The 23,998-nt window shown below is 36.4% G+C and carries 30 protein-coding genes; 15 read left to right on the top strand and 15 right to left on the bottom strand.

Annotation, left to right across the window (positions count from 1 at the left end; translation table 11 throughout):
- Positions 1-3 precede the first annotated feature (3 nt).
- The 4 genes from SOP96_RS03045 to SOP96_RS03030 form a co-directional block, all read right to left on the bottom strand.
- Positions 4-525: an NAD(P)H-dependent oxidoreductase gene (locus tag SOP96_RS03045; protein ID WP_326319749.1), complete on the bottom strand. Its 522-nt coding sequence runs from the start codon at positions 523-525 to the stop codon at positions 4-6.
- 206 nt (positions 526-731) lie between these two features.
- Entirely contained in the window at positions 732-1,532 is an 801-nt protein-coding gene (locus tag SOP96_RS03040; protein ID WP_326319748.1) for a TPM domain-containing protein, read from the bottom strand.
- Complete coding sequence (locus SOP96_RS03035) at positions 1,513-1,944, bottom strand: TPM domain-containing protein (RefSeq protein WP_326319747.1); 432 nt, start codon at positions 1,942-1,944, stop codon at positions 1,513-1,515. Before SOP96_RS03035 ends, SOP96_RS03040 begins: the two co-directional genes overlap by 20 nt.
- Positions 1,944-2,552 carry a LemA family protein gene (locus SOP96_RS03030; protein ID WP_326319746.1) on the bottom strand — a complete coding sequence of 203 codons (609 nt, stop codon included), beginning with the start codon at positions 2,550-2,552 and terminating at the stop codon, positions 1,944-1,946. Before SOP96_RS03030 ends, SOP96_RS03035 begins: the two co-directional genes overlap by 1 nt.
- Positions 2,553-2,628: 76 nt before the next feature.
- Between SOP96_RS03030 and SOP96_RS03025 the strand changes: the two genes are divergently transcribed.
- Positions 2,629-3,114, top strand: a complete 486-nt coding sequence (locus SOP96_RS03025; protein ID WP_326319745.1) for a dihydrofolate reductase — start codon at positions 2,629-2,631, stop codon at positions 3,112-3,114.
- Between the two features lie 111 nt (positions 3,115-3,225).
- Complete coding sequence (locus SOP96_RS03020; protein WP_326319744.1) at positions 3,226-3,795, top strand: DUF2892 domain-containing protein; 570 nt, start codon at positions 3,226-3,228, stop codon at positions 3,793-3,795.
- A gap of 117 nt (positions 3,796-3,912) precedes the next feature.
- On the opposite strand, the gene SOP96_RS03015 is transcribed toward SOP96_RS03020, so the two are convergent.
- The 4 genes from SOP96_RS03015 to SOP96_RS03000 form a co-directional block, all read right to left on the bottom strand.
- Entirely contained in the window at positions 3,913-4,545 is a 633-nt protein-coding gene (locus tag SOP96_RS03015; RefSeq protein WP_326319743.1) for a trimeric intracellular cation channel family protein, read from the bottom strand.
- 38 nt (positions 4,546-4,583) lie between these two features.
- Positions 4,584-4,946 (bottom strand): four helix bundle protein, encoded by a 363-nt coding sequence (locus SOP96_RS03010; protein WP_326319742.1) that lies wholly within the window; start codon positions 4,944-4,946, stop codon positions 4,584-4,586.
- Positions 4,947-4,975: 29 nt separating this feature from the next.
- The gene (gene coaD / locus SOP96_RS03005) at positions 4,976-5,440 is read right to left on the bottom strand and encodes a pantetheine-phosphate adenylyltransferase (protein WP_326319741.1); all 465 of its coding nucleotides are present in this window, start codon (positions 5,438-5,440) and stop codon (positions 4,976-4,978) included.
- Positions 5,441-5,517: 77 nt separating this feature from the next.
- On the bottom strand, positions 5,518-6,504 hold the full coding sequence (locus SOP96_RS03000) for a D-alanine--D-alanine ligase (RefSeq protein WP_326319740.1): 987 nt from the start codon (positions 6,502-6,504) through the stop codon (positions 5,518-5,520).
- 151 nt (positions 6,505-6,655) lie between these two features.
- On the opposite strand from SOP96_RS03000, the gene SOP96_RS02995 reads away from it, so the two are divergent.
- From SOP96_RS02995 to murI, 5 genes are all read left to right on the top strand, one after another.
- Complete coding sequence (locus tag SOP96_RS02995; protein WP_326319739.1) at positions 6,656-7,756, top strand: PASTA domain-containing protein; 1,101 nt, start codon at positions 6,656-6,658, stop codon at positions 7,754-7,756.
- Positions 7,757-7,827: 71 nt separating this feature from the next.
- Complete coding sequence (locus tag SOP96_RS02990; RefSeq protein WP_326319738.1) at positions 7,828-8,901, top strand: RluA family pseudouridine synthase; 1,074 nt, start codon at positions 7,828-7,830, stop codon at positions 8,899-8,901.
- A 51-nt stretch (positions 8,902-8,952) separates the two neighbouring features.
- On the top strand, positions 8,953-9,903 hold the full coding sequence (locus SOP96_RS02985; RefSeq protein ID WP_326319737.1) for a PorP/SprF family type IX secretion system membrane protein: 951 nt from the start codon (positions 8,953-8,955) through the stop codon (positions 9,901-9,903).
- A gap of 50 nt (positions 9,904-9,953) precedes the next feature.
- Complete coding sequence (gene hemW / locus SOP96_RS02980) at positions 9,954-11,078, top strand: radical SAM family heme chaperone HemW (RefSeq protein WP_326319736.1); 1,125 nt, start codon at positions 9,954-9,956, stop codon at positions 11,076-11,078.
- Between the two features lie 108 nt (positions 11,079-11,186).
- Entirely contained in the window at positions 11,187-12,017 is an 831-nt protein-coding gene (gene murI, locus SOP96_RS02975; RefSeq protein WP_326319735.1) for a glutamate racemase, read from the top strand.
- Positions 12,018-12,188: 171 nt separating this feature from the next.
- On the opposite strand, the gene SOP96_RS02970 is transcribed toward murI, so the two are convergent.
- The 5 genes from SOP96_RS02970 to SOP96_RS02950 form a co-directional block, all read right to left on the bottom strand.
- Positions 12,189-12,773 carry an RsmD family RNA methyltransferase gene (locus tag SOP96_RS02970; protein WP_326319734.1) on the bottom strand — a complete coding sequence of 195 codons (585 nt, stop codon included), beginning with the start codon at positions 12,771-12,773 and terminating at the stop codon, positions 12,189-12,191.
- Between the two features lie 61 nt (positions 12,774-12,834).
- Positions 12,835-13,551, bottom strand: coding sequence for a DUF3822 family protein (locus SOP96_RS02965; protein ID WP_326319733.1), 717 nt, complete (start codon positions 13,549-13,551; stop codon positions 12,835-12,837).
- 18 nt (positions 13,552-13,569) lie between these two features.
- Positions 13,570-14,064, bottom strand: a complete 495-nt coding sequence (locus SOP96_RS02960) for a Smr/MutS family protein (RefSeq protein ID WP_326319732.1) — start codon at positions 14,062-14,064, stop codon at positions 13,570-13,572.
- A gap of 81 nt (positions 14,065-14,145) precedes the next feature.
- The gene (locus SOP96_RS02955; RefSeq protein WP_326319731.1) at positions 14,146-14,643 is read right to left on the bottom strand and encodes a metallophosphoesterase family protein; all 498 of its coding nucleotides are present in this window, start codon (positions 14,641-14,643) and stop codon (positions 14,146-14,148) included.
- A complete protein-coding gene (locus tag SOP96_RS02950) occupies positions 14,643-15,092 on the bottom strand; it encodes a hypothetical protein (RefSeq protein WP_326319730.1) in 450 nt (149 codons plus the stop codon). Before SOP96_RS02950 ends, SOP96_RS02955 begins: the two co-directional genes overlap by 1 nt.
- 143 nt (positions 15,093-15,235) lie before the next feature.
- Between SOP96_RS02950 and SOP96_RS02945 the strand changes: the two genes are divergently transcribed.
- Positions 15,236-16,780, top strand: a complete 1,545-nt coding sequence (locus tag SOP96_RS02945) for a serine hydrolase (RefSeq protein ID WP_326319729.1) — start codon at positions 15,236-15,238, stop codon at positions 16,778-16,780.
- A gap of 620 nt (positions 16,781-17,400) precedes the next feature.
- Here the strand turns inward: SOP96_RS02945 and SOP96_RS02940 are convergent.
- Positions 17,401-17,880: a SixA phosphatase family protein gene (locus tag SOP96_RS02940; protein WP_326319728.1), complete on the bottom strand. Its 480-nt coding sequence runs from the start codon at positions 17,878-17,880 to the stop codon at positions 17,401-17,403.
- 113 nt (positions 17,881-17,993) lie between these two features.
- Between SOP96_RS02940 and ruvX the strand changes: the two genes are divergently transcribed.
- The 7 genes from ruvX to SOP96_RS02905 all read left to right on the top strand — a co-directional run bounded on the left by ruvX (position 17,994) and on the right by SOP96_RS02905 (position 22,300).
- Positions 17,994-18,410 carry a Holliday junction resolvase RuvX gene (gene ruvX, locus SOP96_RS02935; protein WP_326319727.1) on the top strand — a complete coding sequence of 139 codons (417 nt, stop codon included), beginning with the start codon at positions 17,994-17,996 and terminating at the stop codon, positions 18,408-18,410.
- Positions 18,407-18,979, top strand: coding sequence for a peptide deformylase (gene def, locus SOP96_RS02930; protein ID WP_326319726.1), 573 nt, complete (start codon positions 18,407-18,409; stop codon positions 18,977-18,979). Before ruvX ends, def begins: the two co-directional genes overlap by 4 nt.
- A 102-nt stretch (positions 18,980-19,081) precedes the next feature.
- Positions 19,082-19,645: a DUF5606 family protein gene (locus SOP96_RS02925; RefSeq protein WP_326319725.1), complete on the top strand. Its 564-nt coding sequence runs from the start codon at positions 19,082-19,084 to the stop codon at positions 19,643-19,645.
- Positions 19,646-19,818: 173 nt separating this feature from the next.
- Positions 19,819-20,415, top strand: coding sequence for a hypothetical protein (locus SOP96_RS02920; protein WP_326319724.1), 597 nt, complete (start codon positions 19,819-19,821; stop codon positions 20,413-20,415).
- Positions 20,416-20,425: 10 nt separating this feature from the next.
- The gene (locus tag SOP96_RS02915; protein ID WP_326319723.1) at positions 20,426-21,262 is read left to right on the top strand and encodes a hypothetical protein; all 837 of its coding nucleotides are present in this window, start codon (positions 20,426-20,428) and stop codon (positions 21,260-21,262) included.
- Positions 21,220-21,423 (top strand): hypothetical protein, encoded by a 204-nt coding sequence (locus SOP96_RS02910; protein WP_326319722.1) that lies wholly within the window; start codon positions 21,220-21,222, stop codon positions 21,421-21,423. Before SOP96_RS02915 ends, SOP96_RS02910 begins: the two co-directional genes overlap by 43 nt.
- 4 nt (positions 21,424-21,427) lie before the next feature.
- Positions 21,428-22,300 (top strand): S-4TM family putative pore-forming effector, encoded by an 873-nt coding sequence (locus SOP96_RS02905; protein ID WP_326319721.1) that lies wholly within the window; start codon positions 21,428-21,430, stop codon positions 22,298-22,300.
- Positions 22,301-22,538: 238 nt separating this feature from the next.
- Here the strand turns inward: SOP96_RS02905 and SOP96_RS02900 are convergent, their stop codons facing one another.
- Entirely contained in the window at positions 22,539-22,763 is a 225-nt protein-coding gene (locus tag SOP96_RS02900) for a helix-turn-helix domain-containing protein (RefSeq protein ID WP_326319720.1), read from the bottom strand.
- Positions 22,764-23,998 lie beyond the last annotated feature (1,235 nt).

Here is a 23,998-nt window from a genome sequence, read left to right as displayed (position 1 = left end):
ACTTTATTGATTAAGAAGTTCTGAAAACTCCTGTTTGTGCATTATAATTTCTTTCTTTGAAAGTTTATTGGCTTGGTAAACGATTTTAATATTTTTGATATCGGCCTTAAATACGCTTAGTGAAACGATGAGCCCGCTGATGAGTTCTTCAACTGTAAATTTATACGTTCCTTCTTTGTGGAATGATCTTTCTTTTCCTCCTGTCGTTACGAGGATGTAAACTTCCTTTCCTTTCAGTGGATTATAATTTCCCTCCTTGAGCCAGTCGCGGTCAAATACCTCATCAATCCAGAGTTTCAGGAGAGGTGGCATTCCAAACCAGATCAGCGGAAACTGAAAGATAAAACGTTCGTAGTTTTTAATTCTTTTCCTTTCCCTGAATGCTGCGATATGAAAGTCGGGATATTCTTCGTAAAGGTCTCTTAAAGTAAAATGCTGGTGCCGAACATAAAAATTGATGAGCTCTGCATTTGAGTTGGAGTGCTCTAAATAAGGATGCGCAAAAACTACCAACGTCTTCTTCATAACCTGTTTTCAGTAAATATAATGAAAAAAAATTAGATTAAAAACAGATTTTGAGCATGTCTATTAATTTTTAATACAGTTTAAAAGGATTTAATTAAGAAATAACTAAATACAGATTATTAATTTAAATATAAAAATCTGTGTACTTGTCCTTCTAAAATACACAGTTATATTAGTATAAAGATTAAGAAAAAGAATAATTGGAATTACCATCCACCGGAAGCACCGCCGCCGCCGAAGCTTCCGCCGCCGCCAAATCCGCCGAAGCCACCGCCACCGCCGGAACTTCCTCCACCAAAACCACCGCCTCCGAAGCTGCCCGGGAATGGGAAGAATCCGCCGGAATAATTCCTTCGGCCTCTTCTTGAAAGGATAACGTCGTCGTCATCATCATTTCCGCCTCCTCTGTTTCCGAATAGGATGGCAAAGATAATGAAGATCACAAAAGCGATGATAATAATTTTAATAAGTCCTCCACTTTCGTTCTTCTGGTTCTTCTTTAAAGGCTTGAATTTTCCCTGCACCGCTTCCATGATCGCAGAAGTTCCCCGGTCAATTCCTTCAAACCATTTGCCCTGCTTAAAATGCGGGGTAACAATGTAATCAAGAATCTGTCCTGCAACTGAGGCCGTTAAGTATTGTTCCACCGCCCGTCCCTGCTGGATCGACATGGTGTGGTCTTCGGTTGCAATTAAAAAGACAACACCATTGTCAACATCTTTTTGCCCGATTCCCCATTTTTCACCAAATTGGGTTGCGAGGAAATTTACATCTTCTCCTTTCGTAGATTTGATAATGATGACCTCAATTTCCGTGGAAGTGGAATCTGAGAAAGCAATCAGTTTTTTATTAAGATCGTTTTTTTCCTGCTCTGAAAGAAGATTGGCTTCGTCGAAAACAGGATATAAAACCGCCGGCTTTTTCGGTATCGAATATTGTGCTGATACAAATGTGTAAAAGCATACAAGTAAAAATGAAAATACTATTTTAAGAGAAGGTAATTTCATTAGGCAGCTCGTTGGGGTTTTCTCCCGTTACGGGAAAATGTTTTTTAAGTTCAAGGCCGGTTTCCAGAATCGCACTTTTCAGTGCTTTATAATAATTTCCTTTGGCAAATTCAGAAGTCATAAAATCATGCAGATGATCCCAGTACGACTGGTGTACTTTTTCATGAATACCGGTATCACCAATAATGGTAAGGTATTTTTGTTTGAAATTTATATGAAAAAGCACAGCATTTCTTTCCGCCGTTTTTCCCATGCACAATTCTTCAAAGACCCTGAACGCTGTTTTCGCATTGTCATGGTCCGTATTGGAATCAATATGTACGCGGATTTCGCCGGTAGAATGTTCTTCTGCTGACTGAATAGCTTCTACGAGGGAAGCTATCTGCTGATTGGTTAGGAAATTTTTAGCCATTATTCAGTGAATACTTCAGGGGCTTTTTCAGCGCCTGCTGCAGCTTTGAAATACGGTTTTTCTTTAAAGTTGGTAAAGTTCGCCAGAATATTGTTCGGAAACTTTTTAATAGTTGTATTATAATCCTGAGCTGCCTGGTTGTAATACACTGTTTCTGTACGGATGCTGTTTTCAATGGCAGTATATTCTCTCTGGAAATTAATGTATTGCTGGTCTGCTTTTAAATTCGGATAGGATTCCACAACGGCCATCAATCTGCTTAATGCCCCTGATAACTCTCCCTGTGCAGCCTGGAATTTTGCCAGATCCTGCTCCGTCATATTGGTAGGATCGATGTTGATGGATGTTGCTTTTGAACGGGCCTCAACCACTTTGGTCAATGTTTCCTGCTCAAATTTAGAATAAGATTTTACCGTTCTTTCCAGGTTAGGAATGAGGTTGGCTCTCTTCTGATAAACCGTTTCTATATTAGACCATTTTGTATTAACGTTCTGTTCTTTCGTTACAAAATTATTGTAGCCGCTTTTTCCCCAGAAGAATAAAACCGCAACAATAATCAGAAGAGCAATGCCGATAGTTCCGGCGCTCAGACAGCCTCTGTTTTTCATAGTTTAATTTTTTTAATATTTTTTTGTGCTGATCAAATATACAAATTATGTGCTAATTTTGTAAAAAATAATTTGAATGACAACAATAGTCGTGGCAATGGGAGAAAAGAACGAAATAGGTTTCGAAAATCAGTTACTTTGGCATCTTCCGAAAGATTTAAAACACTTTAAAGAGATTACTTCCGGGCACCCGGTGATTATGGGAAGAAAAACATACGAAAGCATCGGAAAGCCGCTTCCCAACCGCACGAATATTGTTATATCCGGAAAGAACGACTGGTTTGAAGAAGGGATTCTGATTGTGGGAAGCATTAAGGAAGCCATCAAGTTTGCAAAGAAGATTGATGAAGATATTTTCATTATTGGCGGCGGTAAAATTTATGAGCAGACAATGGATCTCGTCGATAGGCTTGAGGTGACTTTGGTGAAAGCTGATCTTGAAGCAGATACTTTTTTTCCAAAGATTGATTCTAAAGTGTGGAAAAAGGTAAACGAAGAATGCTATGAAAAAGATGAAAAGAATCAATATGATTTCTGTTTTCAGACCTACGAAAAAATTTAAAGTTCAAGGTTTTCAGGCTTGAAGTTCTACATTCTGAAACTTGAACTTTAGTCTCTGAACCCTAACCACTAAACCTTAATTTTATTATCTTTGCACTTCTAAAATTTAATAATGAATAAATATATAAAACTTGCTGTTGCAGCAGTTCTGATTCTTTTAGGACTTTATATGATGCTTTTTACCAGAAATCTGGGTTGGGGAATTGTTGTTTTCCTTTTGGCTGGAGTTCCCATTCTGCTTTTCTTTAAAAATGAATATATTTTGCTGGCTTTCTGGCAGCTGAGGAAACAGAATATGGAAAAAGCGGCAAGCTGGCTGAAAAATATCACAAATTACCAGGCACAGCTTCACCAATCTCAGTACGGGTATTTTCATTACCTTACAGGATTAACGCAGGCACAGGATCATCCGACAAAAGTGGAGCCACTCATGAAAAAAGCTTTGGAATATGGTTTGAATATGAAGCACGACCGTGCTATGGCTACCTTAAATCTTGCTGCTGCGGCAATTTCCAAAGGAAGAAAACAGGAAGGACAAAAATTGCTGGAAGAGGCAAAAAGACTGGACAGTGCGGGAATGATGACCGATCAGATCAAAATGATGAAGGATCAGCTGAAAATGCCATCCATGCAAAAGCACATGCACAATCCTAATATGAGAAACAGAGGGAAATTCTTTTAATTAAAAACTTTAATTTAAGATAGAAATGCACTTGGGAAATCAGGTGCTTTTTTTATTTTAATTAAATTGGCTGATATTCTAAGCTTTTTTAGGTAATCTTAATGGTTAAAATTAATTTTACATTTCAGAATTATTTTCATACCCATAAAATTTCGGGATCTGCCAATGGTATTTTACGGCTAAAGTTCTGATGGAAACAATCAGCAGAATGGTAAAAATCTGAATGATGGTATATGATAAAGTGGTGAATTCTGTTAATAACAAAAATGCAGACCCTCCCACAATACAGGCGGTTGCATAGATTTCTTTCCTAAAAATCAAAGGAATTCTGTTGAGCAGGATATCCCGGATAATTCCTCCGAAACAGCCCGTAATGGTTCCCAATCCTACACAGATTAAAGGATGTATGTCTGCATGAAGGCCTTTCTGCACACCGATTATGGTAAATAATCCCAACCCGAAGCTATCGAAAATAAATAATGTTACTCTGAAATTTTTTTCAAAAGATTTGAAAACCATGGTGAAAATGCTGGTGAGTATAATTAAAGCACAAGTCAGGAGATCATGCATCCAGAACACCGGAATGTCCAACAGTAAATCTCTTACCGTTCCGCCTCCAACAGAAGTTACAAAAGCAATGATCAGCACACCGAACGGATCAAGCCGTTTCTGCATGGCCGCAAAACTTCCCGACATCGAAAAGGATATCGTTCCCAGAACTTCTATGGCAAAATTGAACTGTTCGTGCATATGATGGGTAATAAGTAATGGGCAATGAGTAATATAAATTATGATGTTATATTTTGGGATAATGTAAACTTATACTTCGTCATAACTTTTACTAATTCTTCACATTCCTGTTTTAAATGTATAATCTTTTCCTGATTTAAATATTGAAGTTCCTCAATAAGTTCAAGCCAAAATTGAGTTTTGTCAATTTCTTCAACGACAATGCATATCTTGGCAAACTTTTCCTTTTCAGATCTTGCTCTTGAAACTGCTCTATAGTTAGAGGCAACTGAAGTTACAGATCTAATAACCTGTTTTCTTATCACAGACAAATCATCAGAATAAGGCAATGGTGACAGTGATTTAATGATGGCAATAGAAAATTTCTTAGTTCGATTTCTAAATAACTGATTGAAATCCATAGTTATAAAAATTCCTCATTACCCATTACTTATAACTTTACTCTCACCGAGTCCGGAACCAGCAGCTCATATTCCCCGCCATGATTGATGATTTCCCTTACAATGCTGCTGCTGATGAATGATTTTCCGGATGAAGTCAGTAAAAATACCGTTTCCAGTTTTTTGTGGGCTAAAGTTCTGTTCGTGTGGGCAATCGCTTTTTCGAATTCAAAATCGGCGGGATTTCTTAATCCTCTGATGATGTATTGTGCGTTTTTTTCAAAACAGTAATCTACGGTAAGGCCTTCAAAATAATCAACCTCCACATTTGGAAATTCAGCGACGGAATTTTGGATGAATTCCATTCTTTTTTCCAGAGGAAACATATATTTCTTTTGGGAATTCTGTCCGATGGCAATAATTAATTTATCAAAAAGCGGTGCAGCCCGTTCTATGATATCGTAATGTCCTAAAGTAATGGGATCAAATGAACCCGGAAAAACAGCAATTTTCATGCGTAAAATAGTTTGAGTTTCAGGTTTCGGGTTTCAGGTTGTACAAACCGTTCACTTCACACCTCTAATATCTGAGTTTATTTTTTATTAAGTGCTTTTTCAACCTCGTTTCCACAAAGATCTGATATGGCAATTCCGTAAACTTTAGCCTGCTGCGGAAGGATGCTTGCGGGAGAAAAACCGGGGTTGGTATTCATTTCCAGCATGTAGGGAATTCCATCCATCAGAATGAATTCGCTTCTTGAAAAGCCACTCATGCCAAGCGAATTGTACGCTCTTTTCGCAATTTCTTCTACACGAATTCTTGTTTCATCATTAATTCTGGCAGGAGTAATTTCTTCCGAGGCTCCTTCATATTTAGCTTCGTAATCAAAGAATTCATTTTTAGGAACAATTTCCGTGATGCCTAGGACAATCGCTTCTCCTTTGTAATCAACAACACCTACGGATACTTCCATTCCGTCAAGGAAGCTTTCAATTAAAATTTCATCATCTTCTTTGAAGGCAAGCTCTGTAGCGGCAATAAGTTCTGATTTTTCTTTTACTTTTGAAATTCCCAGTGAAGAACCCGACTGGTTGGGTTTTACAAAAACAGGAAGACCAATATTTTCAATAATTTCTTCCACATTGATGTCTTCACCTTTTCTCAGGTAAACACTTTTTGCAGAAGGAATCCCGTATTTTGAAAGTACGGCTAAAGTATCTTTTTTATTAAACGTAAGTGCGCTTTGGTAAAAATCGCAGCCGGTGTATTTCTGGCCGATGGCATCCCAGTACGCCTGAAGGATTCCGTTTTCACCAGGAGTTCCATGAATGATATTGAAGCAGACATCAAATTTCAGCGATGTATTATTATCTGTTGTTACAGAAAAATCACCTTTGTTAATCTGAAATTTCCGGTTATTTTCATCTAAAAAATACCATTCATCCCGAAGAATAACCACTTTATACACATCATAAAGATTTCTGTCCAGAGAATCATAGATCAGCTGCCCGCTCTTTAATGATACGATGTATTCTTCAGAATAGCCTCCCATCACTACAGCAACACTTTTTTTGCTCATATTTTTAAAATATCAATTAGGGCAAATTTAATGATTTTATATCATGCAATTTTGGAAATTCTTAAATTTTGAAAACGAAAATGCTGAACGGAAATCGAAGCACATTCTAAAATATTAATTATATTTGCTGTCTAATTATAGTATTTTTAGTATGCTTAAATCACTTTTCAATTGGAAAGTTTTACTGAACTTAGTTGTTGCCATCGGTGTTTTCGTGGGATTGGTTTGGCTTACATTCCGCTGGCTGGAGTATCACACCAACCATGGTCAGGAAATTCCGGTTCCCAATATTGTCAATAAATCGGTACAGGAAGCAATCAAAATATTGGATGATTCAGGATTGGATTATGAAGTGGACAGCTTTAAATATGACCCGAAATACAGACCGTTCCAGGTATTGCAGGTGTATCCTGCTCCTGGCTCACGCGTAAAAGACGGAAGAGCAATCCAGCTGAAAGTAAATCCGAGAACCTGGGCCAGAGTGGAAGTTCCTGATGTAATCAATAAATATTCGGGTCTTGCTTTCCAGAGATTGGAACAGGTAGGATTAAAAGTTGGAGATACCATTTTTGAGCCGAGCATTCAGAAAGATGCGGTGTTAAGAATATTGTATAAAGGAACGGCTGTAAAACCTAAAACAAAACTTCCTAGATTTTCTGTAGTAGATGTCGTGATAGGTTCGGGACCGCTAAGAAACATTACTATTCCTAATGTTGTGGGGCTTACCGTAAAAGAAGCAAGGGCCATCATTGCAAGAAGCATGTTTGAAGTAGGCCTTGTAGAGCATGAAGACGGCAGTAAAGACGAATCGGATATCATCTATTATCAGGATCCTGCCGCAGGAGATGTGAGAGATCAGGGAATGCAGATGGATCTCTGGGCAAGTAAGAGAACGCCGGCTGAGCTGAGAGCAAAAATAGAAGAACTTAATTCCATCTACAGAATGAAGGTTGACACAGGTTTGCCGCCAATTCAGTATCAGGAAATGCCGATATATCCGGAACAGACTAATGATATTCCGCCTCCACCGGCTGCGACGCCTAAAAAGGAGAATTCAACGATTCCAGCAGAGACTCAGAAAACGAATACTCAGAAACCTGGAGGAAAAACAACAACTTCTTCAGCAAATGATGCGTCAAAAGCGAAAACTCCGGCTTCCAATACTACCGGAACCAATACAGCTAATAAGCCTGCTGGAGCCACACAGAAAACTGCAGAAAAGCCGAAAGCTAAAAAAATAGTTGTAGAATAACAACGGCTTCCCATAAAAATACAGGCTTCAACTTTCATTATGTTGAAGCCTTTTGCATAAAAAATATAACAATGGCAGAAGATAACGAAGATTTTTTCGATGAAGAATTATCAGAACAAAACAGTATTGATAATATTGATATTGATGAGGAAAATAAAGGGCTGTATGAGCACCTTAATATCACAGTGGATAAGAGCCAGGAACCTCTGAGAATCGATAAATTTTTATTAATCTTCCGGCAGAATTCTTCAAGAAATAAAATTTCGCAGACCTGCAGGGCGGGTAATGTTATCGTTAACGGTGTTGCCGTAAAGCAGAACTACCGTGTAAAGCCCGGAGACCAGATTTCCGTATTGCTTGCGCATCCGCCAAGGGAAAATTTCATTATTCCTCAGGATATTCCTATTAATATTGTGTACGAAGATGATGATCTGATCGTTGTAGATAAAGATCCGGGAATGGTGGTACATCCCGGATTTGGAAACTGGGACAGGACTTTGGTGAATGCTTTAGCCTATCATTTTGAACAAAACGGTGAAAAATCTGATCTCGACAGGGTAGGATTGGTTCACAGGATTGATAAAGACACCTCCGGCCTTCTTGTGATTGCAAAAAATGAGTATGCCTTGAGCTTTTTGGCTAAACAATTTTTCGACAGGAAAACGAAGCGGCTTTACTGGGCTTTTGTGTGGGGAAATGTGCAGGATGATGAAGGTACGATAAGAGGCCATATCGGCCGCCATCCTAAAAACAGGATGCAGATGCACACCTATGAAGACGGCAGCCAGGGAAAACATGCCGTGACGCACTATAAGGTTCTGGAAAGATTCAGATATATGACCTGGGTAGAATGCAAATTGGAAACCGGAAGAACGCACCAGATCAGAGCACACTTTAAACATATCGGCCATACGTTATTTAATGATGAACGGTATGAAGGCCATACCCCTCTCCGTGGAGTGAATCTTCCTAAGTATAAGCAGTTTATAAAAAATGTGTTCGAAATTCTGCCAAGACATGCGCTCCATGCGCATACTTTAGGTTTTGTACATCCCACTACAAAAAAGGAATTATATTTTGAAAGCCCAATGCCGAAAGATATGGCGGATGCTGTAAAAAAATGGAGAAATTATTTAGAAAACTAAAAATATATTGAGAATTTTTTTATATTTGTTGAATTGAAATCAAGATTTGTTATGAGAAAACTATATGCTATCGTATGTTTAGCTCTTTTGTCAAATGCATACAAAGCACAAGAAACATTACCATACTATCAACAATACCTTTTGGATGGTGAGTTTCTGTTCAACCCAGCACAATACGGAAAAACTGACTATGTGCAACTTAATCTTAACTATCAGCAGCAATTTTCGAAGTTCAGCGAGTCTCCAAATGTACAATCGGTGGGGATCAATGCGAACATCTTTGATAGAGTAGGAGCAGGTTTATCTGTATTCAGAGACAGTAATGGCCCTATTTCTGCAGGAGGTATTACAGCTGGTGCATCATATTTTATTCCTCTTAGCAGCGAAGGAGACAGAAAAGACCAGTTCTCTTTCGGTACAAGCGTAAGCTTATACAACATGAATTTTGATTATTCAAAAATTAACACTCAGGATGCTTCAGACCCTTTATTACAGGGAAGCGAAAGCAATATTTTCATGGCATATGCCAACTTTGGGGTTGCGGCAACGTACAGAAATATCTTCGCAGCAGTTTCCGTAAACGATATCGCCATTACAAACGATGAAGCTATCGTAAACGGGCGTGAGCCTTCTCCGATTAAATTCTTCTTGAATTTAGGTTACGACTGGTATGTTGGTGATAACATCTATTTCACGCCTTCTGCATTAATCAACCTTAACACCAACTCTACAAGAACAATTGATTATAACTTAATGGCAACGTTCTTTAATGATATCAATGCATTCTCTTTCGGAGTGAGCTACAGATCTGTTCAGAACAGATTCGACAGCCAGCAATTACAGATTGCCCCGGTTGTAAAAGTAAGATTCAACAAATTCATGATTGGAGCTACTTACAACTTAGGCTTATCTGATATTCAGGAATATGGAGGAAACAGCTTCATGATCGGGGTAGGGTATAACTTCGATAACTTCATTAACCACAGAGGTTATAGATATTAATTGATTTAATTTAAATACATTTGAGCTCTGAAATTTTCAGGGCTTTTTTTATGATCTATATTCACATTCCCTTTTGCAGGCAAAAATGCAGTTATTGCAACTTTCATTTTTCAACATCTCTGAATTTTAAAGATGAAATGCTGGCTGCGATGAAGAAAGAGATCTTTCTCCGGAAAGATGAATTACAAAACAAAAACTTGCAATCGCTCTATTTTGGCGGGGGGACCCCTTCCATTCTTTCGCCGGATGAAATCAAATCTTTAATTGATGAAGTTTTAAAATATTTCAGTTTTGAAAACGATATTGAAATCACCTTAGAAGCGAATCCTGATGATTTGGATAAAACCTTTCTGAAAGGCTTGGCTGATTCTCCAATAAACCGTTTATCAATCGGAACCCAGAGTTTTTTTGAAGCAGATTTAAAACTGATGAACCGTGTCCATACTGCCAACGAGGCGGAAGACTCTATCAAAAGATCCCAGGATTTCGGGTTTGAAAATTTGAGCATTGATTTAATCTATGGTTCGCCAACTTCCAATTTGGAAATCTGGAAGGAAAATTTAAATAAAACCATTGCGCTGGAAGTTCCGCATATTTCTTCTTACGCCTTAACGGTAGAACCCAAAACGGCCTTGGAAAACTGGATTTCAAAAGGGAAGGTAATTAGCCCTAAAGAAGAAGAACAGAACCGGGAATTCTATTATTTATCAGATTTTCTGAAAAATAACGGATTTGAGCATTATGAAGTTTCTAATTTCGCAAAGCCCGGATTTTACTCCAGGCACAACTCTTCTTACTGGAAATACAAAGAGTATCTCGGAATAGGTCCGTCTGCGCATTCTTATAATGGTTTTGATAAACGAAGCTGGAATGTTGCCAATAATCAGCAATACATTAAAAAATTACAATCCGGTATTTTGGCTAAAGAAGAGGAAATCCTTTCGCAGAAAGATCAGTTTAATGAAATGATGATGATCGGTTTGCGGACAATCTGGGGCGTTGATCTCAATAGTCTGAATGAAAAATTCAATGGTGAAATAATGGAATATTTCCATAAAGAAATTAAATCAAAGCTTGAAGAAGGAATTTTAATCATCGAAGATAATCATTTGAAAATCCCGGAAAAACATTGGTTTATGGCAGACGGAATCGCTGCGGATCTGTTTATGGTTTAGACTTAAAGTCTTTCGTGCTCGCTTGAAAGAACAAGTTTCGAAAACTTCCGGCATCCGACTTCCTGCATCCAACAAATTCCTTATTTTTGTATAAAATTTCAGTTCAATTTGAAAACTAAAAAGCAAGATTACTCACATCTTTCACCAAAGCAACCCATCGGAATTTTCGACAGCGGAGTCGGAGGTTTAACGGTTGCTAAAGAAATTAAGAGACTTCTTCCGCATGAAGACCTTATCTATTTCGGAGATACCAAACACCTTCCTTACGGTGAAAAATCAAAGGAAGCCATTATTGAATATTCTACGAAGATCACTAATTTTTTGTTGGAACAGAACTGTAAAGCGATCGTAATTGCCTGTAACACTGCTACCGCGAATGCCCTGAGCGAAGTCTTGCAATCTGTATCGGGAAAAGTTCCGGTTATCGACGTGATCAATCCCGTTGCGGAAAAAGTGTCGTACGAAATTCATAATAATGTGGGTGTAATTGCTACTAAAGCAACGGTGAATTCAGGCTTGTATAAAAAAAGCATCAGAAAGCATAATAAATGGATTAAGGTGGATGAACTGGCAACGCCTTTATTGGTGCCTGCCATTGAAGAAGGCTTTAAAAATCATCCGATTACCCACGCTATCATTTACAATTACCTGAGCAACAGCAAGCTGAAAAATATTGAAACCCTGATCTTAGGATGCACGCATTATCCTTTGCTGATTGATGAAATCAAACAGTATTACGGAAATCGTGTCCGGGTGATTGATTCTCCGAATATCGTGGCCAATCACCTGAAAAGTATTCTTGATAAATACAATTTGCTGAATGATCAGAATCCAAACCCGAATTATCATTTTTACCTTTCGGATCTTACCAAAAACTTCGAGAAGATTTCAAAGAAATTTTTCGGGAAGACCATCGATCTGGAATTAAAAGTATTATAATGACAAAAAGGGTGTATTCATACTAATGAGTAAATTTAAATAGCCCCGATTGCAATGAAAATCCTTTTTTGCAAAAAAAGATTGTAATGGAAAGCGGGAAATAGCTCAAAAAATTAGTTACAGTAAATGCAAATGCGAAAAAATTAAAATCAAAACAAAAAAATCAGGAAATTATTCCTGATTTTGTATTTCTGTCACTTCATCCTTATTCGGTTCAAAAAAACTGAAACTTACATTTCCGTATTTTCTGGTATCAACTAAATTCGGATGGTCAAATTTCATTCTGCTTTGATGCTCTACCACCAAAACACCGTTTTCTTTCAGGTATTTATTATTTAAAACCAAAGAAATAATTTCCTGATACTTCTTTTCTTCCATTTCGAAAGGGGCATCGGAAAATACAATCTCGAAAGATTTTTTATTCCTGAATTTTTTCAGCCAGTCGAAAACATCTCCACGCTGAACATTTACCTGTAAAGCCATATCAAGCTCTGCAGCCGTCGCATTAATGAAGGCTGTATGCTTCGGGTTCATTTCTACGGAAGTAATATCCTGACAGCCTCTGGAAGCAAATTCCAGCGTAATGGAGCCAATGCCAGCAAAAAGATCAAGCACGGAAACCGACTGCATGTCATACGTGTTTTCCAAAATACTGAAAAGCGCTTCTTTGGCAAAGTCTGTGGTAGGCCTTACATCAAAATTTCTCGGTGCTGCTATTTTCTTGGCTTTCCACTTGCCTGAAATGATTCTGTACATAATTGTTGGGTTTTAGACGCTAAACTGTCAGGAAAATACGCTTTGACCTGACTTTTCAAGTCTAATTTAATATAAAATTTTTATTGGAAATATTATCGTATACGATTTTCAGATTTTTAACAAACTTCTGAAGTTCTGAAATAAAGGTTTCATTTTCCGTCGTTTCACCGTAGGCAAAGAAATGGGTTTCATTGATTCCGAAGCCGATCTTGCTTAAAGTAAACATGATGAAATACAGAAAATCTACCTCAGAATTCACATCCAGATTGTTGTATAAGATAATTTTCTTCTGATCAATGGCAAAAAACTCACACTGATTGTGATACAGGTTGATATGAATTTCTTTATTATTTTTATTTTGGATGGAATTGAGAAACTTTTCGCCTGAAAAATTAAAATTTACGGGCACAGCCAGCTCCTTTATCTTTTTATAAAAATTCTTTGGAAACGTGTAATAAAACTGAACCTTGAATTTCTCGTTGATCGACAGCATCAGCTCTTCTTTTTCTTTATCAACAGGAGCATTAAAAGCGATAAGATCAAATCCGGCCTCATGCTCGGAAAAACCTTCAGGCATCAGCGTAAAATGATTAAGCGCAGAAATCACATGAATTTCATCAAACCGCTGTTTGATCAATACTTCATCCAGCTGATCTGAAATGAGATTCTCCGGAGATTCTTCATCTTTGAAATAGGATTTTTCTTCCACAATGCTTTTGTTTTTCGCAATCTGGTAGGTTAATCCGTCTTTGGTGAAAAGTAAATTAAGTATGTTCATATATCAATTCCTGCAAATTTAGTGAAATTCTATCATTACAGCACCCGATTGATGATGAAGTATTTCCTTATTGTAAAAATCAAGTCCGGCCTGGCTTTCAAGAACATCTAAAACCATTCTCTGAAGGACGCCGTCACCAATTCCGTGAACGATTTCCAGTCTCTTGAGGTGGTTTTTCCTGCAAAAATTCAACGTTTCGAGTAATCTTTCCTTTTGAATGAAAAGCCTTTCAAAACTGTCATAATCATTAGGATTTTTAACCAGGTTATGAAAGTGCAGATCCAGGACCAATGCATTTTTCTGATGCTTTTTCGAAATGTTTTTCTTGGGTTCCGCCTTTTTTACAATTTTGATATTTTCATATAAATCCGAACTTTTCGGAACCAGCTTTTCTTTCGGATATTGATGCGTAAAGCCGTACTCATCTTTAAAAACGACAATATTTCCGTTGACCGAAGTAACCACCCCGCTCAAATCTTCATCTACCACAGAAACTTTATCACCAATTTTCATAGTACTGTCATTGCGAGGAACGAAGCAATCTCTTATTATTCTTAACTCCTCAATTTTTTTCTTAATGGTTTAAAAATTATTTTAAAACTTCGGTCCCAGCTCAATAACTTCCAGATCCCTGATTTCCGAACCGTCAATCACGAACCGCATCATCGTTCTCACTTTGTGCCATCCCTGTTTTCCACATGCTCCGGGATTGAGGTGCAGCAGATTATTTTTCGGATCAGACATCACTTTTAAAATATGCGAATGCCCGGAAATAAACAATTTAGGAGCTTTTGAAGCAATTTCCAGCTTTGCCAATGGAGTATATTTTCCGGGATAACCACCAATATGAATCATCAGAACTTCCACATCTTCACAAAAGAAACGATTCACTTCAGGAAACTCGGAACGTATTTTCGCATTGTCAATATTTCCGTAAACGCCTTTTAACGGTTTTATTTTTTCCAGCTGCTCAATCACCTCCATGCTGCCGAAATCTCCGCCATGCCATATCTCATCCGCCTGACCGGCGTACTCTAAAATGCGGTCGTCGATAAATGAATGAGAATCGGAGAGAAGAAGGATTTTGGTCATTATCTAAAGGTTCTGTCGGTAATATTTTCGTCGTATTTTTCCTTGAATGTCTGCACTCTTTCTGGATTCAATTCACCATCATTATTGATCACTCTTTCTTTTAATAACCATTTGATCAGCTTTTCCATGGCTTTTCTGGAGTTCATGAAATTTAAGATTTTTGTAAAATCAGTGGATTCAACCTTTGTTTTTTCAGTTAAGAAATTTAAAACATAATAATCATCGTCCATATATTTTGGCGTTTCATTATCCATTTGTCTGAACATGAGAATTTCTTCATCATCTTTCATGCTGTAAAATGAATATTGCAGGACATTTATTTTTTCGGCTTTCAGAATCTGTTTCCCATCCAGCAGAACCTTATCATCTTTAATGACAACTTCTTGGGAAAAATAAAAGCTTAGGCCGGAAATTAATAGAAATAAAGTCAGTAGTTTTTTCTTTTTCATTGTTAATGTTTAAATTTTTACAAAGATAAACTTAAAAAAATTCCGGAAACTGATTTTTTACGAACATTAAAAAGAGATGAATGAAACGTTTTAAATTAAGGTTAAATCAGAACATCATAATTTATTACCTTTAAACAAAAAAAATGAAGCAGAAACTTTCTATTTTCCTTCTTTTGCTCACTTTCGGTTTAGCCCATGCACAGATTGAAGAGAGCAAGCTGGATGAATTAATTCAGAACACCTTAAAAACATTCGATGTTCCGGGAATGTCGGTTGGAATCATCAAAGACGGAAAAGTAATTTACTCTAAAGGATTTGGCGTACGGTCTTTAACCACGAAACAGCCAATGGACGACAACACATTGGTCGGGATTGCTTCCAACTCCAAAGGTTTTACCTGTACAGCCCTGGCGATTTTAGCCGATGAAGGAAAATTAAACTGGGACGACAACGTTTCAAAATACATCCCGGAATTCCAGATGTACGATCCCTATGTTTCCCAAAATGTAACCATTAAAGATCTGGTAACGCACAGAGCAGGATTAGGGTTAGGACAAGGTGATCTGATGTTCTTTCCGGAAGGCGGGAATTTAACGGTCAACGATATTATCCGCAATGTACGGTATTTAAAACCGGAAAATCCTTTCAGGACAACGCTGGATTACAACAACATCATGTTCATTGTAGCCGGAGAAGTGATCCACAGAGTTTCCGGGTTAAGCTGGGCCGAATTTATCGAACAGAGAATTATGAAGCCGGTGGGGATGAATTCAAGTTTCGGAAGTTACAGCAGGGCAAAGGCGATTACCAATAAGATTGACGCACACGCTCCGGTTGACGGAAAAGCCATCGCAGTTCCGCACGACTGGAACGAAACGGCCAATGCAGCCGGAGGAATTTTAAGCAATATCAAAGATATGATGCTTTGGGCAGAATGTCTTCTTAATAATTTTACCACCAGAGACGGTAAAAAATTAGTTTCGGATAAAAATGTACAGCAGCTCTGGAGCCTGCAGATTCCTGAAGCGGTTGCCGCTAAAAATCCTTACGATACCAGTTTCTACGGATATGGTTTAGGCTGGTTTCTAAGCGATGTGAAGGGCCATAAACAGGTTCAGCACACAGGAGGACTTATCGGAACGGTTACGCAGTTTACCTTAATTCCGGATATGAAGCTGGGAATTGTGGTGCTGACCAACCAACAGTCCGGAGCAGCTTTCAGTACAATTACCAATACCGTGAAAGATTCTTATCTGGGAGTGGCCGACAGAAACTGGCTGAAAACTTACAGTGAAAGGGTGAAAAAAATGGACGAGGATTTTAACCGGCAAAAAAAAGAAGCCTTTGTCAAATCGGAAGCTTTCAGGAAAGATAAAAGCCTTCAGCCGAAAGCAGAGCAGTTTACAGGAACGTACAACGATCAGTGGTTTGGAGATGTAGAAATTACGCAGCAGGGAAATACCTACAGAATCTCATGCAAAAATTCTCCAAGATTAAAAGGTGAGTTGCTTCCGTATTCCAACAATTCTTTCATCATCAAATGGGACGACAGAAGCTACGATGCCGATGCCTACATTATTTTTAATTATGATGAAACAGGAAAAGCACAGTCGGCGAAACTGAAGCCGATTTCCGATATTACGGATTTCAGCTTTGATTTTGATGACCTGGATTTGCGAAGGAAATAAATTAACCACAAAGCTTTTTAAACACATAAGTCACATTAGATTTAAAGAATAAAGCTGCGCATATTTAGAACACATAAGTTTTTAAAAAATCTTTGATTTTTTCTAATGTGTTCTACACTATTTTCAATATTTAAAAAACTCTTCTGTGACTCATGTGTTAATTTTTATGTGAAAATCTGCGCAATCTGTGGGAGATTTAACCGCAAAAGGTTTTTTAACACATAAGTCACATTAGATTAAAGAATAAAGCTTTGCGTAAATTTTAGAACACATGAGTTTTAAAAAATCTTTGATTTTTTTCTAATGTGTTCTACACTATTTTCAATATTTAAAAAACTCTTCTGTGACTCATGTGTTAATTTTTATGTGAAAATCTGCGCAATCTGTGGGAGATTTAACCGCAAAAGGTTTTTTAACACATAAGTCACATTAGATTAAAGAATAAAGCTTTGCGTAAATTTTAGAACACATGAGTTTTAAAAAATCTTTGATTTTTTTTCTAATGTGTTCTACACTATTTTCAATATTTTAAAAAAATCTTCTGTGACTCATGTGTTACTATTTATGTGAAAATCTGCGCAATCTGTGGGAGATTTTGTGGGAGATTTTTTACAGACGGTTTATTTAATCTTTCCGGGGTCGTAGAAGAAGATCAATCTTTTTTTGGCGCCGTCAAATTCCGACCACGAATTGCAGTCGATCTCAAAACCTGCCACCCCGCAAGTCGGGAAGTGGAAAATATCTTCAGAAATGGAATTCGCAAAATTGGAAATTCCGTTGTTGTGGGAGAAAAACGCTACTGAATTCACGTTGTCGTCAAGATCGTAGATCACCGATTCAAAATTCTTTTCCGAAGGATTATAAAGCTTTTCATTCGTAGTAATGTTAATATGGTAAGACTGGTTGAAAATTTTACAGGTATTCAATGCACGTACAGCAGGGCTTGAGACAAAATAGTCAATTGCCACATTATTGTTTTTCATGAATCTCGACATATGCATTGCCTCTTCCAAACCCTTGTCTGCCAATGGTCTGTCGAAGTCTTCCGTTTCCTCCGGCCAGTCGCTCTTCGCATGTCTTACGAGGATGAGTTTCTTCATAATTTCGTTTTTGGAAAATTAAATTTATAAAAAAATTAGCGTACTAAAACAATGATTGATAAAAAAAATGTCTTTGGAATAAAATCATTAAAATTTACTAAATTTGCAAACCTATGGGACAAATCCTTGCAATAGACTACGGAAAGGCACGTTGTGGTATCGCTGCAACAGACGATATGCAGATCATTGCAAGCGGTTTGGATACTGTGGCGACTCCGGTGTTAACTGAATTTTTAAAGAAATATTTCAGCGAAAATAAAGTAGATGAAGTTGTGATCGGGCTTCCCGTAGATTTGAAAGGAAATATCTCCGAAGTGGAAACCGACATTTTGCAGTTTATCGAAATTTTTGAAAAAGAATTTCCAGCCGTGAAGGTCAACCGCTTCGACGAAAGGTTTACATCCAGGATGGCTTCTTTTTTTATCTCCCAGAGCGGAAAGAATAAAAAGCAGAGACAGCAGAAAGGATTGATAGATAAAGTAAGTGCAACCATCATATTGCAGAATTTTTTAGAACAAAGAACAAGATGATTTTACCGATAAGAGCCTTTGGTGACCCCGTTTTAAGAAAAGTAGGAAAGGATATTGACAAAGAGTATCCCAACCTGCAGGAACTGATTGAGAACATGTTCGAGACCATGTACAGCGCCAACGGAATTGGTTTGGCTGCCCCGCAGATTGGGCTGGATATCCGTCTGTTTGTGATCGATGTGAGCCCTTTGGCGGAAGACGAAGATTATGAAGACATCAAGGACGAGCTGGCAGAATTCAAAAAAGTGTTCATCAATGCCAGAATTTTGGAAGAATCCGGGGAAGAGTGGAAATTCAACGAAGGATGTCTTTCTATTCCGGATGTGAGAGAAGATGTGAAGAGAAAAGGCACGATCGTGATCGAATATTATGACGAAAATTTTGTGAAACATACAGAAACTTTTTCCGATATTAGAGCCCGTGTAATTCAGCATGAATATGATCACATTGAAGGAATTTTGTTTACAGACCACCTCAGCGCCCTGAAAAAGAAGCTGGTAAAAGGAAAACTGACCAAAATTACCCAGGGTGACGTAAGCATCGGTTACAAAATGAGATTTCCAAAATAGTTTACATTAAAAATAAAGAAAATAAGAAAAGCGCAAAAAAGCTGTCACACCAAGCTTGCCGAAGTGGAATAGCCGATTGCAGAATTTACAAAAAATAAAATTATGCTGTTAGAAAAAATAATTTCAATTTCAGGAAAACCAGGACTTTACAAATTAGTTTCTCAGTTAAGAAACGGATTTATCATTGAAGATGTTACCACGAAGAAAAAAGTAAGCATTGGGAATTCCAGCCAGGTGAGCCTGTTGGATAATATTGCGATGTTCACTTTTGATAAAGAAGTTCCTTTGTTCGAAGTTTTTGAAAATATTGCCAAAAACTATGACTACAAGGAAGCGATCCACCACAAAGCGACGGATGCCGAATTAAAAGAATTCATGACGGCTTCTCTTCCAAACTACGATACCGAAAGAGTATATGCTTCCGATATCAAGAAACTGGCGCAGTGGTACAACATCCTTCATAAAGCAGGATACATCACGCCGGAAAGCTTCGTAAAGGCAGAGCCTGAAACACTGGATGGCGAACCGGCAACGGAAGAACTCAACGTAGAAAAAGAAGCGCCTAAAAAAGCAGCCCCAAAAGCTGAAAAGCCAGCCGCTCCGAAAGTAAAAGCAACTTCCGCAGCCAAAGCCGCTCCGAAAAGCACGCACAGAAAACAGGGATAATTAATTTATCTTACTTACAATATGAACCTCATCAGATTTGATGAGGTTTTTTGTTTGTTTTAGGTTGAAATCAAAAATATCCTATTAATAATTCAGTAAAAATACGGATTGCCGTAAATATAAATAAATTCTTATTATTACATTTGAATTATATAAGCATTTTGTTAAAACCTATGAAAACTAAATTTACAATTTTTACTCTTTTGATATTAGTTTCATCAATATTAAAAGCTCAAGAAGTTATTGACAATTATACAATGAGTTACTTTAATAAAAGTTATGATATTGAGGCTAGTAAAGAAAAAAATGGAGACTTTACTGTTTACATTCAGGTTAGTGCAGAAAGAGTTTCAACGAAAGCTAACTATATGATTAAAAGTGATAGATTAAATGAATTTAAAGAAGCTCTTCTATTTACACGAGATAAATATTTAGAGTGGGCAAAAATAGCAAAAGATAATAATGTTACGGATATGACTAAAAATATAGATGCAAAATTTCCAAATATTGATATTGCTTGGCTTAGTTCTAAATGGTTTTTTTCTTTCGGTGAAAAATTATCTCCTACATTTATGATTTTGAAGAACGGACAGTTTGTTGTTTCGTTTGTAAATAAAAACACGGCATCTTCTAATCGCTACATTGATGAAACAACATATTGGGTTTTTGCTGATGTTAAAGAATTTGATGAGGTTATTCAAAAACTTGATTACGATAAAATCAAAGGGAAACTTGAAAAAATAGAAAATAAAGCTAACCTTTTTAAATAACCTTCATTCTATGGCAACTACTGTGAATTCTGCATTTGAAATTTTTATGAAAGACGTAGTTCGTTTGGATAACGAGCGTAATAAAATTGCAAAAAATAGTAAAGATTTTTTAATTTCTGAAATTAAAAAATTTCCAAGTGATGGTAAATTTTTGGATTTTTATCCAGGTGATATGCGTTTGGATTATGGGTCATTTTATAGGAAAACTAAAATAAGACCTTTAGATGATATTGATATAATGATAATTCTTCATGCTCAAGGTAATTGGCGGGAACAAAATGCCGATGGATTTATAATTCGTGTTCCAAACACATCGACAAAACAGTTGGAATTATGTAATCACGGAACTAATATTTTAAATTCAATTAGAGTGATAAATAAATTTAAAGAATATCTTGGAAATATTGCGTCTTACAAAAAGGCAGACATTAAGAGAAATCAAGAGGCTGTAACATTGGAATTAAATTCTTACGAGTGGGTTTATGATATTGTTCCGTCTTTTCAAACTGCTCCAGATATTTTAGGTAATACATTTTATTTAATTCCAGATGGAAAAGGAAATTGGAAACCAACTGATCCTAGAATTGATAAAGATAGAACTCGCAATATTAACGGGAAACAAAATATTTCTGTTATTGATATTATTAGAATTATTAAATATTGGTCTAAAAAATCAAAAGCTCCTACTATGGGCTCCTACTACTTAGAAAATTTAATATTAAATTATTACAATTCTGGAGTTTCAAGTGAGAATTATATTGATAGAGAACTTCCAAAATATTTGCACATATATATCATAATGTATTGTTTGATTTTAATGATCCAAAAGGTTTCCAAGGCAATATAAACAATCAAAGTTATGAAGAAAGACTTGCTGTACAGGAAATTGCAAGAAAAGATTATCATTTAGCAAATGAAGCTATCAAATTAGAGAATGAAGGGAATCATAAAGAATCTATAAATAAATGGCGCGAAATTTTTGGTTTAGATTTTCCAGAATATTTTTAATCGTATGAATAATATAAAAGTTAATCAAGAGAAGCCTGAAAATTTAAAATTACTTAAATCACAAAGAGTAATTTATTATCAAGCAAAAAATATTTACAAATGGCAATTATCGTTAACCATAATTGTAGTCATTTTTTTGAATTTTATAAAAATATTTCAAAAGGATTTATTTAATGAAGACATCACAGCATATATTACTATAGTATCAGTAACAATAACATTATTAGATCTGTTGTTTTTTTCAAGCCTACTTTCAAAAATGAAAACAAATGCAGCCAAAATTCAGGAGCTATTTGACTGCAGTATTTATGGTCTAGATTGGAATATTACAAATTCTGGGGAAAAACCAGATAATTGGTCTATTGAAGAAGCGCTAAATAAATATGTGGAAAATCCTAAAGCTCCAGTTACAAATTGGTATCATATCGATTTAAATGGTCTATCCCAAAAAGAGGCAATATTGCGTTGCCAACTGACAAATCTTGAATATGACAGAAAATTAAGATTTCTGTTTAAAAATGATTGTATTATTCTTGCTTCTATTATTGTTGTCTTATCTTTTATTATAGCGACTTTTATGGATGCTTCACTCAAGGGATATTTAACTCATTTCATTTCACCAAGTTTACCATTAATAGTAATTCTAATTAAAATTATTATAGATAATCAAAAAGCTGTCAAAGCACTAGAAGAAGTAAGAAATGTAGCAAACAAAATTAGTTCAGATAAAAGTAAATTAACAATGCAAAATTTAAGACAACTACAAGATAAATTATTTTTTAGTAGAAAAGATAGTGTGCTAATTCCAGAAAACTATTATTTGCTTAGAAGAAGTAATTTAGAAAAATCAACAGCTAGTAATTTTTCCACTAAATAATTAGCTAAATACTAAATTGTGGTAAATAGATTTGATGTTGATTAATTGAATTTAACTTAAAATTTCTAAGCCTTAATATTTTATCATGTAAAGTTCAAAACTTTCAATAGAAATAAAAAAGGAAAAATTATCACTTCAATCTTATTTTTATTTAATACAAAAATTAACCAAAACTCCTGAAAACTCAGGTTTTTTACATAGAATCTAATCTTATGTTTTGATTGAGAGAATAATAAATTTATCTTTTGAAAAGCTCTTCAATATTAATATCCAGAGCCGTACAAATTTTTAGAAGAGTAGAAAACAAAAAATCTTCTTTACCATTTTCAATGTCACTAATCTTAGATCGATCAATTTTACCAGCTAAATCTGCCAATTGTTGCTGCGACAGGTCTTTCTCTTTTCGCTTATCTCTCAGATTTTCACCGATTGTTTTATAGATAGTCACAAATTTTTCGTCCATATCAAAAAAAATATTGTGGTTTTATTGCCACAATTAAAAATTGTTATTATATTTGTATCAGCGAATTAACAATCAGCCTCGAAAGACCCATTCAAAAGACGCATAGTAAGCCGACAACGTCGGCCAATTGTGATCTTTACGTAGGTTTCAGGTAAAAATTTTATAACACACAGATGATGAGAAAGAAAATCCCAACCCTGCTGTTTTCAGCACCTCCGGAATAAACGGAACCGTGCTGCAAAATCATCACAGCGCTATTCCAAAACTGCCCGCCAATGCGGCAAATAGGATATAATTTTACCCAAAAACCAACCCCTCCGAAATTCCTTTATGCCTAAAGGAAAGCCGAAGTACGCTAAAACTCATCCCTTAAAAGTACTGGCTTTCTGTCAATTTTCCAAATTATTTTCATCCCGAAAGGAATTTAAAAAAGAACACGGTCTGCAAAGCGCAGCGCAGTGATTGTTGTTTTGAACATCCGGTAATGGTCTGCCATAAAAGGCAGGCCGGCTCCGGTATGCTTTAAGATTGAAAAATTTTTGGATAACCTTCATCAACGAAGTGGCTTTGTATGCCTTAAAGCATCTCAAAAAGTAAACATCTTTGTGTTGCTTTCCGATCAATAAGTTAAAGCGCATCTCATCTGCGTAATCCGCGCAATCCGCGGGATATAGATAAAAAAGGATGAATATTAGAAATCTAACGCTACGATCGCAAAGAAATGTTTTATTGCTTGTTAGTTTACGATCGCTACGGCACTCTGTTCAGCGAATGATAGCAACGCATATTCAATGGTTATCTGCTAACTAATTTGATGAAGCGCATCATCTCATCTGCGTAATCCGCGCAATCAGCGGGATATTGATTAAAATAGGATGAATATGAGATATCTAACGCTACGATCGCAAAGAAATGTTTTATTGCTTGTTAGTTTACGATCGCTACGGCACTCTGTTCAGCGAATGATAGCAACGCATATTCAATGGTTATCTGCTAACTAATTTGATGAAGCGCATCATCTCATCTGCGTAATCCGCGCAATCAGCGGGATATTAAATAAAATAACTGATGAATATTAGAATGATAGCAACGCTTATTCAATTGTTAATCTCTTGAAGCACATGTATCATTTGCTGAGTGAAACGCCTTTGCGAACTTAAAAACAGTTGGTATAAAAAAAAACCTTAGCGGCCCTTTGCGTTAAAAAGTATGATACTCAATAACGGATAATTAAA

Source organism: Chryseobacterium salviniae (assembly GCF_035819015.1).
In the GTDB taxonomy this organism is placed as follows: domain Bacteria; phylum Bacteroidota; class Bacteroidia; order Flavobacteriales; family Weeksellaceae; genus Chryseobacterium; species Chryseobacterium salviniae.
The sequence above is the reverse complement of the archived record's forward strand: the minus strand, read 5'-3'. Positions and strand labels throughout refer to the sequence as shown.